The 15729-nt window shown below is 72.4% G+C and carries 10 protein-coding genes; 2 read left to right on the top strand and 8 right to left on the bottom strand.

What is annotated here, in order from left to right; translation table 11 throughout:
• Positions 1 to 2 precede the first annotated feature (2 nt).
• Positions 3 to 2120, bottom strand: coding sequence for a DNA gyrase/topoisomerase IV subunit B (locus tag IE180_RS24545; RefSeq protein ID WP_190159110.1), 2118 nt, complete (start codon positions 2118 to 2120; stop codon positions 3 to 5).
• Between the two features lie 433 nt (positions 2121 to 2553).
• Here IE180_RS24545 and IE180_RS24550 point away from each other — a divergent pair, with 433 nt between their 5' ends.
• Positions 2554 to 2787 (top strand): DUF7455 domain-containing protein, encoded by a 234-nt coding sequence (locus tag IE180_RS24550; protein ID WP_030687247.1) that lies wholly within the window; start codon positions 2554 to 2556, stop codon positions 2785 to 2787.
• 224 nt (positions 2788 to 3011) lie between these two features.
• Here IE180_RS24550 and IE180_RS24555 read toward each other — a convergent pair whose 3' ends face one another.
• The 7 genes from IE180_RS24555 to IE180_RS24585 all read right to left on the bottom strand — a co-directional run bounded on the left by IE180_RS24555 (position 3012) and on the right by IE180_RS24585 (position 13401).
• Complete coding sequence (locus tag IE180_RS24555; protein WP_190159111.1) at positions 3012 to 3830, bottom strand: S1 family serine peptidase; 819 nt, start codon at positions 3828 to 3830, stop codon at positions 3012 to 3014.
• Positions 3831 to 3973: 143 nt separating this feature from the next.
• On the bottom strand, positions 3974 to 5512 hold the full coding sequence (locus IE180_RS24560; RefSeq protein ID WP_190159112.1) for an RNA polymerase sigma factor: 1539 nt from the start codon (positions 5510 to 5512) through the stop codon (positions 3974 to 3976).
• 372 nt (positions 5513 to 5884) lie between these two features.
• Positions 5885 to 6769: a FadR/GntR family transcriptional regulator gene (locus tag IE180_RS24565; protein ID WP_190159113.1), complete on the bottom strand. Its 885-nt coding sequence runs from the start codon at positions 6767 to 6769 to the stop codon at positions 5885 to 5887.
• 160 nt (positions 6770 to 6929) lie between these two features.
• Entirely contained in the window at positions 6930 to 8744 is a 1815-nt protein-coding gene (locus IE180_RS24570; protein WP_190159114.1) for an ATP-binding cassette domain-containing protein, read from the bottom strand.
• A gap of 122 nt (positions 8745 to 8866) precedes the next feature.
• The gene (locus IE180_RS24575; RefSeq protein ID WP_190159115.1) at positions 8867 to 9631 is read right to left on the bottom strand and encodes an NUDIX hydrolase; all 765 of its coding nucleotides are present in this window, start codon (positions 9629 to 9631) and stop codon (positions 8867 to 8869) included.
• Positions 9632 to 9740: 109 nt separating this feature from the next.
• Positions 9741 to 11825 (bottom strand): glycogen debranching N-terminal domain-containing protein, encoded by a 2085-nt coding sequence (locus IE180_RS24580; RefSeq protein WP_190159116.1) that lies wholly within the window; start codon positions 11823 to 11825, stop codon positions 9741 to 9743.
• Between the two features lie 115 nt (positions 11826 to 11940).
• On the bottom strand, positions 11941 to 13401 hold the full coding sequence (locus IE180_RS24585; protein ID WP_190159117.1) for a DUF4192 domain-containing protein: 1461 nt from the start codon (positions 13399 to 13401) through the stop codon (positions 11941 to 11943).
• A 142-nt stretch (positions 13402 to 13543) separates the two neighbouring features.
• Between IE180_RS24585 and IE180_RS24590 the strand changes: the two genes are divergently transcribed.
• The gene (locus IE180_RS24590) at positions 13544 to 15727 is read left to right on the top strand and encodes a RecQ family ATP-dependent DNA helicase (RefSeq protein ID WP_190159118.1); all 2184 of its coding nucleotides are present in this window, start codon (positions 13544 to 13546) and stop codon (positions 15725 to 15727) included.
• Positions 15728 to 15729: the final 2 nt, after the last annotated feature.

The raw sequence follows: 15729 nt of genomic DNA on the forward strand, positions 1-15729 counted from the left end.
GCTCAGGCGTCGATGCGCGAGCGGTCGAGCGTCGCCGCCGAGCCGGTGATGAACTCCTTGCGGGGTGCCACGTCGTTGCCCATGAGGAGGTCGAAGACCTGCTCCGCCGCGTCCAGGTCACCGATGTTGATCCGGCGCAGGGTGCGGTGGCGCGGGTCCATCGTGGTCTCCGCGAGCTGGTCGGCGTCCATCTCGCCCAGACCCTTGTAGCGCTGGATGGCGTCCTTGTAGCGGACCCCCTTGCGCTGGAACTCCAGCAGGGTCTGTCGCAGCTCGTTGTCCGAGTACGTGTAGACGTACTTGTCCTGGCCCTTCTTGGGCTGGACGAGCTCGATCCGGTGCAGCGGCGGCACGGCGGCGAAGACCCGGCCCTGCTCGACCATGGGCCGCATGTAGCGCTGGAAGAGCGTGAGCAGCAGGGTGCGGATGTGGGAACCGTCGACATCGGCGTCGGTCATCATGATGACCTTGCCGTACCGGGCGGCGTCGATGTCGAAGGTGCGGCCCGAGCCCGCTCCTATGACCTGGATGATCGCGCCGCACTCGGCGTTCTTCAGCATGTCCGAGACGGACGACTTCTGGACGTTGAGGATCTTTCCGCGGATCGGCAGCAGGGCCTGGAACTCGCTGTTCCGGGCGAGCTTGGCCGTGCCGAGGGCCGAGTCTCCCTCGACGATGAAGAGCTCGCTGCGCTCCACGTCGTCGCTGCGGCAGTCCGCGAGCTTGGCCGGCAGCGAGGAGGACTCGAGCGCGGTCTTCCTGCGCTGGGCCTCCTTGTGCTGCCGGGCCGCGATCCGGGTCCGCGCCGCGGCGACGGCCTTCTCGAGCACGGCACGGGCCTGTGCCTTGGCGTCCCGCTTGGTGGAGGTGAGGAAGGCCTTCAGCTCCTTGGCCACCACGTTCGCCACGATCCGGCGGGCGGCGGAGGTGCCGAGGACCTCCTTGGTCTGTCCTTCGAACTGCGGCTCGGCGAGGCGGACCGTCACGACGGCCGTGAGCCCCTCCAGGGCGTCGTCCTTGACGATGTCGTCCTCGGCGACGCGCAGCATCTTGGCCGAGCGCAGCACCTCGTTCACCGTCTTGGTGACGGCCTGCTCGAAGCCCGAGACGTGGGTGCCGCCCTTGGGGGTGGCGATGATGTTGACGAAGGACTTGACCGTGGCGTCGTAACCGGTGCCCCAGCGCAGGGCGACGTCGACGGCGAGTTCGCGGGTGACCTCGGTCGGGGTCATGTGACCGCGCTCGTCGAGGACCGGGACGGTCTCCTTGAAGGTGCCCTGCCCGGTGAGGCGCTGGATGTCGCAGACGGCCTTGTCCTGCGCGAGGTACTCGCAGAACTCGCTGATGCCTCCGTCGAAGCGGAAGGTCTCCTCGCTCTTGCCGACGCCGGCCAGGTCCCGCTCGTCGCGGACGACGATGGTGAGGCCCGGGACGAGGAAGGCGGTCTGCCGGGCGCGCTGATGGAGCGTCTCCAGGGAGAGCTTGGCGTCCTTGAGGAAGATCTGGCGGTCCGCCCAGTAGCGGATGCGCGTGCCGGTGCGGGTCTTGGGGACGCGCTTGCCCTTGACGAGGCCGTTGGCCGGGTCGAAGGGGCTGTCGGGGCCCGGCTCGGTGAAGATGCCGGGGACACCGCGGCGGAAGGAGATCGAGTGGGTCGCGCTGTTCCGGTCGACCTCGACGTCGAGGCGGGCCGACAGGGCGTTGACGACGGAGGCGCCGACGCCGTGCAGACCACCGGACGCCGCGTACGACCCGCCGCCGAACTTTCCGCCGGCGTGCAGCTTGGTCATGACGACCTCGACGCCGGAGAGACCGGTCTTCGGTTCGACGTCGACCGGGATGCCACGGCCGTTGTCCTGGACCTCGACGGAGCCGTCGTCGTGGAGGATGACCTCGATGTGGTCGCAGTAGCCACCGAGGGCCTCGTCGACCGAGTTGTCGATGATCTCCCAGATGCAGTGCATCAGGCCGCGGCTGTCGGTGGACCCGATGTACATGCCCGGGCGCTTGCGGACCGCTTCGAGCCCTTCGAGTACGAGCAGGTGCCGAGCGGTGTAGTTGGAACCGTCACGGTCTGCGGTCAGCAGCGCACTGGACGGCACGGACGTCTCGGCGGTCACGCGGTTCGCTCCTCGCTGAATTTGAAATCTGGCCCGGTGGGGTAAGGCCCGGCGTCGGTCACCGCTCAGAGGGTACCGATGCCTGGTAGAGCCGTTGTAACGCCACCCACCCCGATTCCTCATGCTAGTCCAGCCTCGCATGGATGTTCGATCCCTCGATGGGGTGACGTGAACATCACGTTCCCTTCCGGGCATGAACCATTTAGGCTCCGGGCACGTCCTCATGAACAACCGGCAACCCAGCCGGGAGGGCCGACCGAGACAAGCAACGCGAAATCCGTAGAGCGACGCAATACGGCTCATTCGCCGCCAACCGGCAGCAGACAGCCACCTTGCGAAGAAGTTTCAAGGAAAAGGCACGAGCGGGAACGTTTCCGGCCTGGTTGGATGTTGACCCTGGTACGACAGCTCGTCGAGCTAGAGAAGAGGCGACGTGACTACTGTTCTGACCCCCGCGAGCCCCCTGACGGCCGCTGACCGTTGCGACCGCTGCGGCGCCCAGGCGTACCTGCGCGTCGTCCTGACCAGCGGAGGTGACTTGCTCTTCTGCGCCCACCACGGACGTAAGTTCGAGCCGGAACTCAAGAAGATCGCCGTTGAGATACAGGATGAGACGGACCGGCTCACGGACGTGCCGGCCCGCACGATGGGCGAAGACCACGCCTGACGCCATCCACGACGAGCCCAGGGCCGGTCGCTGACCGGACGGCGGGCGGTCGCCCCACGCGTCCCGCGGGGGTGACCGCCCGTTCTCGTACTCGGCGCCCTTCAGCCCCTGGCTGAATCGGCGCCCCCCGTCCTCCTCGGAAGCGGTGCCCTCCGTCCCCATCGGATCGGCACACTCCGCTCCGTCGGGACCCGTGGCAGGCCGCCCACGCTCCGGGGCGCGGCTCAGAACCGTGCCGGAAGCACCGCCGAGACCCGTGTGTAGACGCCCGGGTTCTCCGCCTGCCCGCAGCCGCTGCCCCAGGACACGAGGCCGACGAGGAGCCCCCCGGCCACCAGCGGCCCCCCGCTGTCTCCCTGGCACGCGTCCTTGCCGCCCTGCGGGTCGCCCGCGCACAGCATGGTCCCGCGCTGGTAGCGAACGCCGAAACCGCCCGGGTACGCCCGCTCGCACGCCGTGTCCGGCAGCACCTGGACGCGCGCCGTCCGCAGCGTGGAGGCGTAGGCCCCGTTCCCGGTCGTGTCGCCCCAGCCGTAGACGTCCGCCTCCGTCCCGGGCGCGTACGCCGCGTCTCCCGACCGGGCGACGCCGATCACGTACGACTCCGGCAGTGCGCTCACCAGCGTCAGCACGGCCAGGTCGCCCGAGTTGGTCGTGGGGTCGTAGTCGGGGTTGATCCAGGTGTCGGAGATCCGGACCTCCTCCCCCTCCTCTCCGCGCAGCGCCGCACGACCGGCGATGACCACGAAGTCGCGCACCTCCCGGGGCTCCCCGCCGAGCACCTCACGGCCCAGGCAGTGGGCCGCCGTGAGCACCTTGGTCGGCGCGACGACCACACCCCCGCAGAACTGGCCCGCTCGCGTACCCCCGAACCGGTCACGGCTGGACAGCGCCACGACCCACGGCGCGTCCGTGATCCGGGCCGGCTGCCCGCCCACCACGACGCTGTCGGCGGTCACGGGACCGGCGGTGGCGAGCTGCCCCGCTGCTGCGGCGACCAGGCCCAGGGCGCCCGTCAATGCTCGGGTGAGGAAACCACGCATGGAGCCTCCTGACTCTCAGGTGATGTCGGTTCACCCAGCGTCCACCACGCGTTCCCGCCGTGCACCCGCGCGAAGCCGGAGGGCCCGGCTCCCCTTCTCGGGGAGCCGGGCCCTTCCGTGTGTCGCTGCGTCCCTCGTACCGATCAGTCGAGGTAGTCGCGCAGGACCTGCGAGCGCGACGGGTGACGGAGCTTCGACATCGTCTTCGACTCGATCTGGCGGATCCGCTCTCGCGTCACGCCGTAGACCTTGCCGATCTCGTCCAGCGTCTTCGGCTGGCCGTCGGTCAGACCGAAGCGCATGGAGACGACGCCCGCCTCGCGCTCGGAGAGCGTGTCGAGAACCGAGTGCAGCTGCTCCTGGAGCAGCGTGAAGCTGACCGCGTCGGCCGGCACGACCGCCTCGGAGTCCTCGATGAGGTCGCCGAACTCGCTGTCGCCGTCCTCGCCCAGCGGGGTGTGGAGGGAGATCGGCTCACGGCCGTACTTCTGGACCTCGATGACCTTCTCGGGGGTCATGTCGAGTTCCTTGGCCAGCTCCTCCGGGGTGGGCTCACGGCCCAGGTCCTGGAGCATCTGGCGCTGCACGCGCGCGAGCTTGTTGATGACCTCGACCATGTGCACCGGGATGCGGATGGTGCGGGCCTGGTCGGCCATGGCGCGGGTGATCGCCTGACGGATCCACCAGGTGGCGTACGTGGAGAACTTGTAGCCCTTGGTGTAGTCGAACTTCTCGACGGCGCGGATCAGACCCAGGTTGCCCTCCTGGATCAGGTCCAGGAAGAGCATGCCGCGGCCGGTGTAGCGCTTGGCCAGCGAGACCACCAGACGGAGGTTGGCCTCCAGGAGGTGGTTCTTGGCGCGGCGGCCGTCCTCGGCGATGATCTCCAGCTCGCGCTTGAGCTTCGGAGCCAGCTTGTCCGAGTTCGCCAGCTTGTCCTCGGCGAACAGACCGGCCTCGATGCGCTTGGCGAGCTCGACCTCCTGCTCGGCGTTGAGCAGCGGGACCTTGCCGATCTGCTTGAGGTAGTCCTTGACCGGGTCGGCGGTGGCACCGGCGACGGCGACCTGCTGCGCCGGAGCGTCGTCCTCGTCCTCGTCGGACAGGACGAAGCCCTTGCTCTCGCCCTCGGTCTCCTCGTCCTCGCCCTTGCCGGGTGCGACGTCCTCGAGGAGTTCCTCGCCCTCGATGAGCTCGTCGGCGTCCTTCTTGGACGTGGCCTTCTTGGCCGCCGTCTTCTTGGCGACGGTCTTCTTGGCCACCGCCTTCTTGGCGACGGTCTTCTTCGCGGCCGCCTTCTTGGCGGGGGATCCGGCCTCGTCGGCCGGGTCGGCGCCCTCGGCCGCGGGGGCCGAGACGGTGCTCTTCGTCACGGTCGTCCTGGCAGTGACGGTCTTGGTGGCGGTGCGCTTGGCCGGGCTCTTCGCTGCGACGCTCTTGCGGGCGCGCTTCGGCGACTCCGCTGCACTGACCATCAGCGTCACACCCTCTTCCTCGAGGATCTGATTGAGGCTGCGCAGAACATTCTTCCACTGGGTTGGCGGAATCTGGTCGGCTTCGAAGGCCCGACGCACGTCATCGCCGGCGATCTGCCCATCAGCCTTTCCCCGCTCGATGAGCGCCATCACAGACTCGGACTCGGCGATCTCCGGCGGGAGCGTACGGGATGTGCTGGCCGACACGAACAACCTCTCGGAACGATGGAAACGGCTTCCGGCCCCGCCCTGGATCAGGCTGGAGCCGACGACCGTCGACGGGGAATGTGTCGACGGCGCGGGCTGGACCGGGGAACTGCACAGCGCCTCCGTCGGCTGCTGTATTCCTTCCTCGGCTGTCACCTCTTAGGTCATCGCACGGCTCGGAGGAGTGTTACGCCCAATCTTCGTGGCCCGAGTCACACCTCATTTGCGACGAAACGGCCAGAGCGGGTGATCACCGTACATTCGGGTCGCCGGAACCCGGGGGCCGCCCGGGGGACCCTGTCGGGGCCCGGGTGGCGCCCGGAACCCGGCGGCACGCGGCGCGCCTCCGTGCTCCCGGCCACGGCCCGCGGGTCAGTGTTCGCGAGGGGCGGGGACGACGCGCTCCACCTCGGGGTGGACCGTGAGCAGCTGCCGCATGGCGCTCTCGGCTCCGTGGGCGTCTCCGGTGGCGAGCGCGTCCACGATCCGGGCGTGGTGGGTCAGACAGGCCTCGCTCGGCCGGTCGCAGCCGGTGACGGGACCGCCGGAGACCTGGAGGGCGGCGGCGACGATGCCGGAGAGGTGCTCCAGCATGCGGTTCCCGGCCAGCTGGATCAGGAGGGAGTGGAACTCCGCGTCGGCCCGCGAGAAGGTGATGCCGTCGCCCTGGGCGAACGCGTGCCCCATGATCTCGACCATGTCGGCGAGTCGCTGCTGCACGTCCTCGCGGCCGTGCCCGGCGGCCAGGCGCGCGGCCAGGGGCTCGATCGTCCACCGCAGCTCGTTCAGCTCGCGGCGCTGGTCGTCGCGCTGCGGGCCGAAGGCGCGCCATTCGATGATGTCGGGGTCGAGGAGGTTCCAGTCGCTGACGGGCCTGACCCGCGTACCGACGTTCGGGCGGGCGCTGACGAGCCCCTTCGCCTCCAGTACGCGCAGCGACTCGCGCACGACGGTGCGCGAGACCTCGAACCGCTGGCCGATCTCCTCGGGGACGAGCGGGCGGTCGGCGCCGAGATCGCCGGAGACGATCATCTGACCGAGCTGCTGGACGAGCTGTCCGTGCAGTCCGCGGCCCCGGTTGCCGGTGGACCTGCGGCCGACGCGGCCCAGGTCGGTGTCCACTCCCTCCCAGGAGGGCGGGCTCATGCGGCCGGCGGGCGCCTCCGGGTAGGGGTAGCGGTCGAGATCGCCCGGGGCGCCGAGGCCGGAGTCGACGGGGCGGGCGGCGGTCATCATGGTGTGCGCAAGGGTACTCACGCATCCTTTGTCGGCGTTGCCTCCGTGAGCCTTGAGGTCTTTGGTGAAAAGCACACGAAAGGGTGATCGGCACCCGCTACACAATTGACGATTAATTGGACATTTACGACATATTCCAAGGTAGTTGACGGGGAACCGAACCCTTCCGGTCAACAAGTGATCACCAACGGGCCTTACGACGAAGGCCGGTGAACACATAGGCGCAGAGCAACCCTGTCAACGTCAACGAGAGCGCCACTCCTGCGGGCTGACCGACCACCCGCAGCACACCCGCGATCCATCGGTCCAGGGCCGGCGACCACTGCGGGCCGGCGAATTCGCGCAGTCGCGCCGGAAGTCCGGCCGCCGACCGCACCGACGGCCCCGTCAACACCTTCTGCAACAACGGAACGAAGGCGACGGGCACCGCGAGCACCGCCGCCACTCCGGCCGCGGCGGCCCGGAACACCCCGGCACCGAGCACCCCCGCCCATGCGCAGCCGACGACCAGGCCCAGCCAACTCGAGCAGAGAGTCGGCCAGTTCCTCGGTACGGGAACCAACTCGGCGCCGTAGACGAACCGCAGCGCCTCCAGGTCGATCCCCGCGACGAGCGCCCCCAGCACCAGGGCGACGACCGCGGCCACGGCGAGCTTCGCGAGCAGCAGGCCCGGCCTGCGGGGGACGGCCCCGCGCCCCGTGGTGAGTGCGGGATAGCGGTACTCCTCGCCGAAGGAGAAGGCCCCGATCAGCCCGGCACCGACGGCCGCGGGCGGCAGCGGGGAGAGCGGGGGCCAGCCGGCGAGCACGGCGGGCAGTTCGACTCGGCCGCCGCGGCCGAGGAGCAGGGCGAGCGTCACGGAGACGAGCAGGACGGCGGCCACGACGAGCGGGGTGGAGGGCACGCCCAGGAGACGGTGGAGCTCGTACCGCAGGGGACGCAGGGGCGAGCGGGCGGGTCGCCTCACGGCGCCTCGTCGGCCGCTCCGGGCCTCCCGCTCCGTGGCCCCGGACGGCTGCCCGGCGCCCGTCGACGCGGCGGCGCGGTTCTCGGGGGCCCCCGCCTCCTCGCCTTCGCGCGCGCTCCGCACCTGCCCGGGGACGCCGCTGCCACGGCCGGCGCCGTTGCCGCCTCCCCTCTCGTCGGCGAGCCGGTGGACCGGTACGCCGTGCCGGAAGGCGGTGTCACCGACGGTCGCGCAGTCGCTCCCGTAGACGGAGAGGCGATTGCCGTCCTCGGCGACCACCTCGACGGGACGGCGGGCGGCTCTGGCCTCCTGGGTGACGGCCGCGGCCAGACGCGCGGCGTGCGGGGTCCGGACGACGACCCGGGGACGCAGGCGGGTGCGGGCGAACTCGACGGCGTCCTGGTCCGCGACGAGTCGGCCGCCGTCGAGCGTGACGACGCGGTCGGCGTTGCCGGCCGCGTCCTTGGGGTCCTCCGTGGTGTACAGCACGGTCCCCCCCTCGGCGGCGTGCGCGCGCAGCAGCTCGTGGAGCCACGCGCCCTCGGGCACGGAGAGACCCGCGGCCGGCTCGTCGAGCAGCAGGGTGTGAGGGGCTCCCAACAGGGCCGCGGCGAGGCCGAGTCGACGGTCCGCACCGATCGGGAGGGTGCCGATCCGCCGACGTTCCAGACCGGTGAGGCCCACGGTCCGCACCAGTTCATCGGCCCGTGCGACGGGAACTCCCGTGGCGGCGCAGAGCATCCGCAGCTGCCCCCGGAGGGTGCGGGACGGGTGTCCGGGGACATCGCCGAGGAGCACGCCGACCTCACGGGGCGGATGGGCGATGCGGTGCAACGGCCGACCGCGGAAGTAGGTGACCCCACGGCCCGGCTCGAGTTCGAGCATGAGCCGGAGGGCGGTGGTCTTGCCGGACCCCCGAGGGCCGAGGAGTGCGGTCACGGCGCCCGGCCGGGCCTCGAAGGTCAGATCGTCCACGGCGGGCGGGCGATCGCGGCGGGGAATGCTGGTCAGTCCGATTGCCTGGAGCATCGCTTCTCTCGCGGTAGGTGACACCGCTCCGCGGCAGGGCGGCGCTACCGCAGCAAGATAACGCTACATTTCGGACTTTCCACGCATGTTTGGCGCCCGGAGACGCCGGATGCGCACGGCTCTCAGACCTCGGGACGCAGCATCGGCGGATTGAGAAGGGTGGCCCCACCTGCCCGGAAGAGCTGTGCGGGGCGCCCTCCCTGACGCGTCGTGGTGCCTCCGGCCGGGACCAGGAAGCCGGGCGTGCCGGTCACCTTGCGGTGGAAGTTGCGCGGATCGAGGGACACCCCCCAGACCGCCTCGTAGACGCGGCGCAGTTCTCCGACCGTGAACTCGGGCGGACAGAAAGCCGTGGCCAGGGAGGAGTACTCGATCTTGGAGCGGGCGCGCTCCACCCCGTCCGCGAGGATCCGGGCGTGATCGAAGGCGAGCGCCCCCGGCCCCCCTTCCTTGGCGGCCTCGTCCTCACCGAGGAGCTCCTCGACCGGGGCCCAACGGGCACTGTTCGCGTCGCCGCCCGCACGCGGGGCGGGAAGGTCCGGCGCCAGCGCCAGGTGCGCGACGCTCACCACCCTCATGCGCGGATCGCGGTCGGGCGCCCCGTACGTCGCCAGCTGCTCCAGGTGCGCGCCGTTGCTCGGCACGGGCGGCGGGGCGGCGGGGTCGTGGGCGCAGAGGCCGGTCTCCTCGACCAGCTCGCGCGCCGCCGCGGCTCCGAGGTCCTCCTCGGCCCGCACGAAACCGCCGGGCAGTGCCCAACGCCCCTGATACGGCGCCTCTCCCCGCCGTACGACCAGGGTGCAGAGCGCGTGGCTCCGCACGGTGAGCACGACCAGGTCGACGGTCACGGCGAAGGGAGGAAAGGCCGACGGGTCGTAGGGAGGCATGCCGCGATCATAGTCGTCTTCCTGACGATAAACACGTCTCGCCAAAGCATCGGCCGCAGCTTCCTCGTCGCGCCGCGAGGCTTCCCGCGTCTCTGCGCCCGGCATCCCGTCACACCCCCAGTTGAAGACCCTCGGCGGCCTCCTCGACCATACCGAGCCCCAGCCTGCCGACCCGCACCGCGAAGGCTTCGCCGGCCACCACGAGCCCCGACAGCCTGATCGCGCCGAGCGGGGCCGAGGCCAGCGGGTGCACCGCCACGGACCGGCCCGGGGCGTCGGGTCGGATGCCCGCGAGGGCGAGGAGCGCCTGAACCGCCCCGGCGGCCGCGACGGCCGCCGGTCGGCAAGCCGCCGGATGAGGCACCGGGCGGCCGCCCGCCGTCCGCTGCCCCCCCGCGTACATCTCCGGGAGTCGATGGGCGAAGGCCTCCGCCGCGTCGAGCAGCCCCCGCAGGAGGGAAGCGGCCTCCTTCTCGTGACCTGCGGCGGCGAGACCGGCCACGGCGACCGCCGTCTCGTGCACCCTGACCGCTCCGGCCCGGTGACCGAAGGGGTTGTGGGCCGGCTCCTTGGCCCCGAGGCTCCGCAGGCCCCAGCCGGAGTCGAGCGCCGGGGCACCGAGCAGCCTGGCCACCTGTTCCGTCTCCGCCCGGCCCAGGAGACCCGGGGCGTACCGGCCGCCGCCCAGCAACCCGGTGTCGAGCAGGTGCGCGGCCCACCCGCCCAGCTGGGACCAGGTCCGGCCGTCCTGCGCCCGGGCGACGGCGGGGCGGCCGCCCGCCGGGTCGTCGAGCCAGAACTCGCGTCGGAACCGCTCGCGCAGGCCCCGCGCCCCGTCGCGCAGGGCGTCTCCGCCGGGCCGCCCGCAGTCGTCGAGGAGATCGGCACCGAGCAGGGCGGCGCGGTGGGCGTGTGCCTGGGTCTCGGCCCGCCAGGGCCCGGCGGGCCCCGGGTCCGGGACGAACCCGTTCCGGTCGGCCGTACGGCGGAGCCAGTGGAGGCAGCGCTCCGCCACGGGAAGCAGTTCCTCCAGGTCCGCGGACGGAAGCCCCCAACGGCGTGCCTCGGCGAGCACGGCAGGGAAGGCGAGGGTGGCTTCGACGCCCGTGCAGCGGGGCGGGAGGTGCGGGCCCGCGTCCCTGAGGGGTCCCTGGAGGCGACCGGACTCCGCTCCGTCGCCGGGGAGCTGGGTGCGCCCGAGGGCGCGCAGGGTGGTGGCGGCGAGCCGGGTGCCGAGCGGCAGGGCCATGCGGGCCGCCCAGAGCGCCTCGGAGGTGACCGGTCCGCAGCGCCAGGGGACGCCGGCCGCGAGGTACACGTCCGCGGGACGGGCCGGGTCGCGCTGGAGCAGGGCGCGCAGGTCGTCGACGGAGGCACGGAGCAGTTCTCCGGGCCTCGGGTCGTCGCCCTCGGCCCGGGCCTCGGCGAGGAGGTGGCCGCCGGGCCGTCCGGAGCCCGCCCCCGTGGAGGCGGCGGGGCGGGCGGCCGACTCCCCCCGCACCCGCAGGCGGAGCGTGAACGTCGCTCCCGGCGCCAGTTCGGCTTCCCAGCGCAGTACTCCCGCCGCCGCCAGGGAGTCCATGGGCGGCGGGTCCGCCGTGACGGCGACGGATCGGCCGTCGCCGGTCCATCGCAGTCCGGTGCCGTGAACGCTCGCGGCGAGTTCGGGGCCGGCTCTCCCGGACGCCACCGTGCCCAGGTCCGCGAGATCCGTGCCCAGAGCGACTTCCACGGGGAGCCGGAGGGGGCGGGCCGCGGCGCTGCGCAGGGTGATCCGCTCGGTTCCGTCGGCGCTCCGGACGCGTTCGACGGTGAGGGTGGGGTCGGGTCCGGTGTCGCCGGGGACGCGCAGGGCGCCGAGGAACACCGCCCGGTCGGGGGCCGCCATGCGGCCCTGGAGCGCGACGGGTTCACGCCCCGCCACCCGCAGGACGCAGCGGGACAGGAGACGTCGCCCCGCCTCGTACACTCCCTCGGGTCCTTCGCCGGTGAGCTGCCCGTGCTCGGCGCAGACGGCGAGGGCGGGCAGGGCCACGCAGAGGAGCGCGCCGTGCACCGGGGGAAGTTCCGCGGGACGCGTCGCGCGCGGGAACGCGACGCCGGCGCCTGACGTGTGTCCGGAGGCGTATCCGGGCGACTGGCTGGTGGGTGGTCCGGCGGGGCGGCCGGGGGCCGGAACGGGGCTGGGAGCCATGACGGGTACGGAGTGCTCTCTGTGCGGACCGGGCGGCCGGCAGGCTGTCGGCGGGACGGTTCGTGCGACGCCGCCAGAGAGGTGAACGCGCTCGCGGGCAGCCGGGTCACGGTCGTCATCGACCGCTCCTGGAGCCGCGCTGTCCGCCGTGCCGTGGAGTCCCGCTCCCCGGCCCGCCCGTCGCGGGCCCGCCGGGGCGGACACCGGCCGTCGCCCGCCGCCCGGTCCCACCGGTCGTCCGGCCCGGCTTCTTGAGGGCCGGCGGGGTGCCCGGCCTGCGAGTGGCCCGCATCCGCACCCGCCGGGAGGGCGACGGGGCCTTCTGCTCCGAGGCGGCCCGGGCATCCCGCTCGCTGCGCAGGCAGGAACGGAGCGATTCGGGGTTCAGCCCTTCGTTGCACGCCTGGTGCAGCAGACGGGCGAAGACGTACTCAGGATCGGCGTCGAGGGCGAGCCCGAGGGCGACCCGGGCGGTCGGCTCGTCGCCCGTGGACCAGGCCGTCCAGCCTGCGAGGGTGAGGGGCGCGGCGGCGTGCTCCTGGTAGGGCGTGACACAGCGCCGGGCCAGGACCCGCCAGAGCCGCAGGGCGGCGGTTCCCTCCCAGCCCTCCATCCACTCGGCTGCACGGTCGCGGGTGACCCGGTCCTGGAGGCCGATCACCAGAGCCGCCGCCTCGTCGGTCGTGATCAGGGCGTCGTCGGCGGCGTCGTCCGCAGCCGTGGTCGTGGTGCCGGCCGCTCGTCCCGGCACGAGCTGCCGCACCGGGCGCGCCGTGCTCGGCGCGCCCACCGCACCGGCCCGGTCCCCGGAGCCGTTCGGGTTCTTCCGGCCCTTCGGGTTCACGAACCGGCGGAGGACCTCTCGGGCGAGACGCAGTGTGGTTTCGCGCACCTCTTCCCGTCCCCGCGCATCGGCGCCTTCGAGGATCCGGGGGACGATCGAGGCGGCGGCCGCGTCGAGGGCGGCCCGCTGCTCCTCGTCCCGGGGCCCGCCGGGGGGCTTCAACCGGGCCTCCATGTCCCGCAGGGAGCCGCGTACCTGCACTCCGGCGTACGTCGCGGCCGCCGCCATCACCGAGGTGCCGCTGAGCGCGAGCGGGGTGCCGTCGGGCGGGCAGCAGCGCTGGTCGGGACAGCAGTACGAGAAGTAGAGCCCGTCGGTGATGCAGAGGGCCTCGTAGACGGGGATGTCGAGGGCGCCGCAGGCGGTCCGCAGCCGCTGTGCGAACGGCCGCAGCCGCTCCATGACCCTGCGGCCCGTCTCGCCGGGTTCGGGGTCCTGGCACAGGAAGACGACGATGCCGTCGGGCCGGGAGCCGGTTCGGGCGCCTCCCTCGACGAGGCACTCGGCGAGGTGGTCGGCGGTGGACGCCCACTCCCGGGGCGAGCGCGGGATCCCGAGCCTGACCCGGCCCCCGAAGCGGCCGTGCTCGCCGTGGAGGGCGACCAGGACGACCGAGTCGGTGGGATGGAAGCCCAGCACGAACGGCAGGGCGTCGGCCAGTTCCGCCGGGCCGCGCAGGGTGATCTGCTGGGTACGGGGGAGTCCACTGGTTTCGTGGTGATTCGCGTTCATGGTCAGGACGGTCTCGTGATCTCCCGAAATCCGAAACCCCTGTGGATAACTCCTGGAACGGGGCATTCGCCGACCCGTCGAGTTGTCCACAGGTTCGAGGGCTCATTCGCGCGATGTCCGAGGCATCGGGTTGCATGGAGGCATGACCCAAGCAGCCCCGCTGGAAGACCGCGCCGCCCTCCGAGCCGCCGCCGATGCCGTGCTCGCCCGTCTCGTCTCCGATCCGACCGGCACGGCCAGACTGCGCGAGGACCAGTGGCGGGCGATCGAGGCGCTCGTCGCCGACCGGCGCCGGGCCCTGGTGGTGCAGCGGACCGGGTGGGGCAAGTCGGCCGTGTACTTCGTGGCGACCTCGCTGCTCCGCGAGCGCGGCAGCGGCCCCACCGTGATCGTCTCCCCGCTGCTCGCGCTGATGCGCAACCAGGTGGAGGCGGCGGCCCGGGCGGGCATCCGCGCACGGACGATCAACTCGTCCAACACCGAGGAGTGGGAGACGGTCCAGGAGGAAGTGGCCTCCGGCGAGGTGGACGTGCTCCTGGTGAGCCCGGAGCGGCTCAACAATCCCGACTTCCGCGACCAGGTGCTGCCCCGGCTGGCCGCCGCCACCGGGTTGCTCGTGGTGGACGAGGCGCACTGCATCTCGGACTGGGGCCACGACTTCCGGCCGGACTACCGCCGGCTGCGGACGATGCTGGCGGACCTGCCCTCCGGTGTCCCGGTCCTCGCCACGACGGCGACGGCGAACGCGCGGGTGACGGCGGACGTGGCCGAGCAGCTCGGCACGGGGGCGGGCACGGACGCGCTCGTCCTGCGCGGGCCGCTCGACCGGGAGAGCCTGAGTCTGGGCGTGGTCCGGCTGCCGGACGCGGCGCACCGTCTGGCCTGGCTCGCCGACCACCTCGGCGAGCTGCCCGGCTCCGGCATCATCTACACGCTGACGGTCGCCGCGGCCGACGAGGTCACCGCCTATCTTCGCCAGTGCGGCCACATCGTGTCCTCCTACACCGGTCGGACGGAGAACGCCGACCGGCAGCAGGCGGAGGACGACCTCCAGGCCAACCGGGTCAAGGCGCTCGTGGCGACCTCGGCCCTCGGGATGGGGTTCGACAAGCCGGACCTGGGCTTCGTGGTGCACCTCGGGTCGCCGTCCTCCCCCATCGCGTACTACCAGCAGGTCGGCCGGGCCGGGCGAGGGGTGGAGCACGCGGAGGTGCTCCTCCTGCCCGGGCAGGAGGACGAGGCGATCTGGCGCTACTTCGCCTCGGTGGCCTTTCCGCCCGAGGAGCAGGTGCGCCGCACGATCGACGTGCTCGCGCAGGCGGGTCGGCCCTTGTCCCTGCCCGCCTTGGAGCCGCTGGTGGAGCTGCGCAGGACCCGGCTGGAGACCATGCTCAAGGTGCTGGACGTGGACGGCGCGGTGCGCCGGGTGAAGGGCGGCTGGGAGAGCACCGGGCAGCCCTGGGCGTACGACACCGAACGGTACGCCTGGGTGGCGCGGCAGCGGGCGGCCGAGCAGCAGGCGATGCGCGACTACGCGGCGACGACCGGGTGCCGGATGGAGTTCCTGCGGCGCCAGCTGGACGACGAGGAGGCCGCTCCGTGCGGTCGCTGCGACAACTGCGCGGGGAACCGGTTCGATCCGAAGGTGTCCGAGGCGGCGCTGGACGCGGCCGAGGGCGAGCTGGGACGGCCCGGTGTGGAGGTCGAACCGCGGAAGATGTGGCCCACCGGGCTCGCCGCGGTCGGGGTCGATCTGAAGGGCCGCATCCCGCTCGGGGAGCAGTCCTTCGGCGGCCGGGCCCTGGGGCGACTCTCGGACATCGGCTGGGGCAACCGGCTGCGTCCGCTGCTGGCCGACGGCACCCCGGACGGGCCCGTGCCGGACGATGTCGTGCAGGCGGTGGTGCACGTGCTGGCGGACTGGGCCAAGGGACCCGGCGGGTGGGCCTCCGGCGCGCCGGACGCGCCGGCCCGGCCCGCCGGTGTGGTCACGGTCGCCTCGCACCGCAAGCCGCGTCTGGTGGGTTCGCTCGGGCAGCGGATCGCCGAGATCGGCAGGATGCCCTTGCTCGGCGTGGTGGAGTACGTGCCGGAGGCGGAGGAGCTCCGGCTCTCACGGACCAACAGCGCCCAGCGGGTCGTCGGTCTGCAGCGGATGCTGACGGTCCCTCCGGAGCTGGCCGGGCGGCTGGCCGGCGCCGGCGGGCCGGTTCTCCTGGTGGACGATCTCTCCGACACCGGCTGGACGTTGGCGGTGGCCGCGCGGCTGCTGCGGCGGGCCGGAGCGGAAGGGGTGTTCCCGCTGGTGCTCGCCGTCCAGGGGTGAAA

The sequence above is a fragment of the Streptomyces litmocidini genome, assembly GCF_014649755.1.
In the GTDB taxonomy this organism is placed as follows: Bacteria; Actinomycetota; Actinomycetes; order Streptomycetales; family Streptomycetaceae; genus Streptomyces; species Streptomyces litmocidini.

Bases quoted from the DNA above. Each gene is read 5' to 3' on its own strand.
- IE180_RS24555 (WP_190159111.1), bottom strand. From the start codon at position 3,830: ATGCGTGGTTTCCTCACCCGAGCATTGACGGGCGCCCTGGGCCTGGTC.
- IE180_RS24570 (WP_190159114.1), bottom strand. From the start codon at position 8,744: ATGCTCCAGGCAATCGGACTGACCAGCATTCCCCGCCGCGATCGCCCG.
- IE180_RS24575 (WP_190159115.1), bottom strand. From the start codon at position 9,631: ATGCCTCCCTACGACCCGTCGGCCTTTCCTCCCTTCGCCGTGACCGTC.
- IE180_RS24580 (WP_190159116.1), bottom strand. From the start codon at position 11,825: ATGGCTCCCAGCCCCGTTCCGGCCCCCGGCCGCCCCGCCGGACCACCC.
- IE180_RS24585 (WP_190159117.1), bottom strand. From the start codon at position 13,401: ATGAACGCGAATCACCACGAAACCAGTGGACTCCCCCGTACCCAGCAG.
- IE180_RS24590 (WP_190159118.1), top strand. From the start codon at position 13,544: ATGACCCAAGCAGCCCCGCTGGAAGACCGCGCCGCCCTCCGAGCCGCC.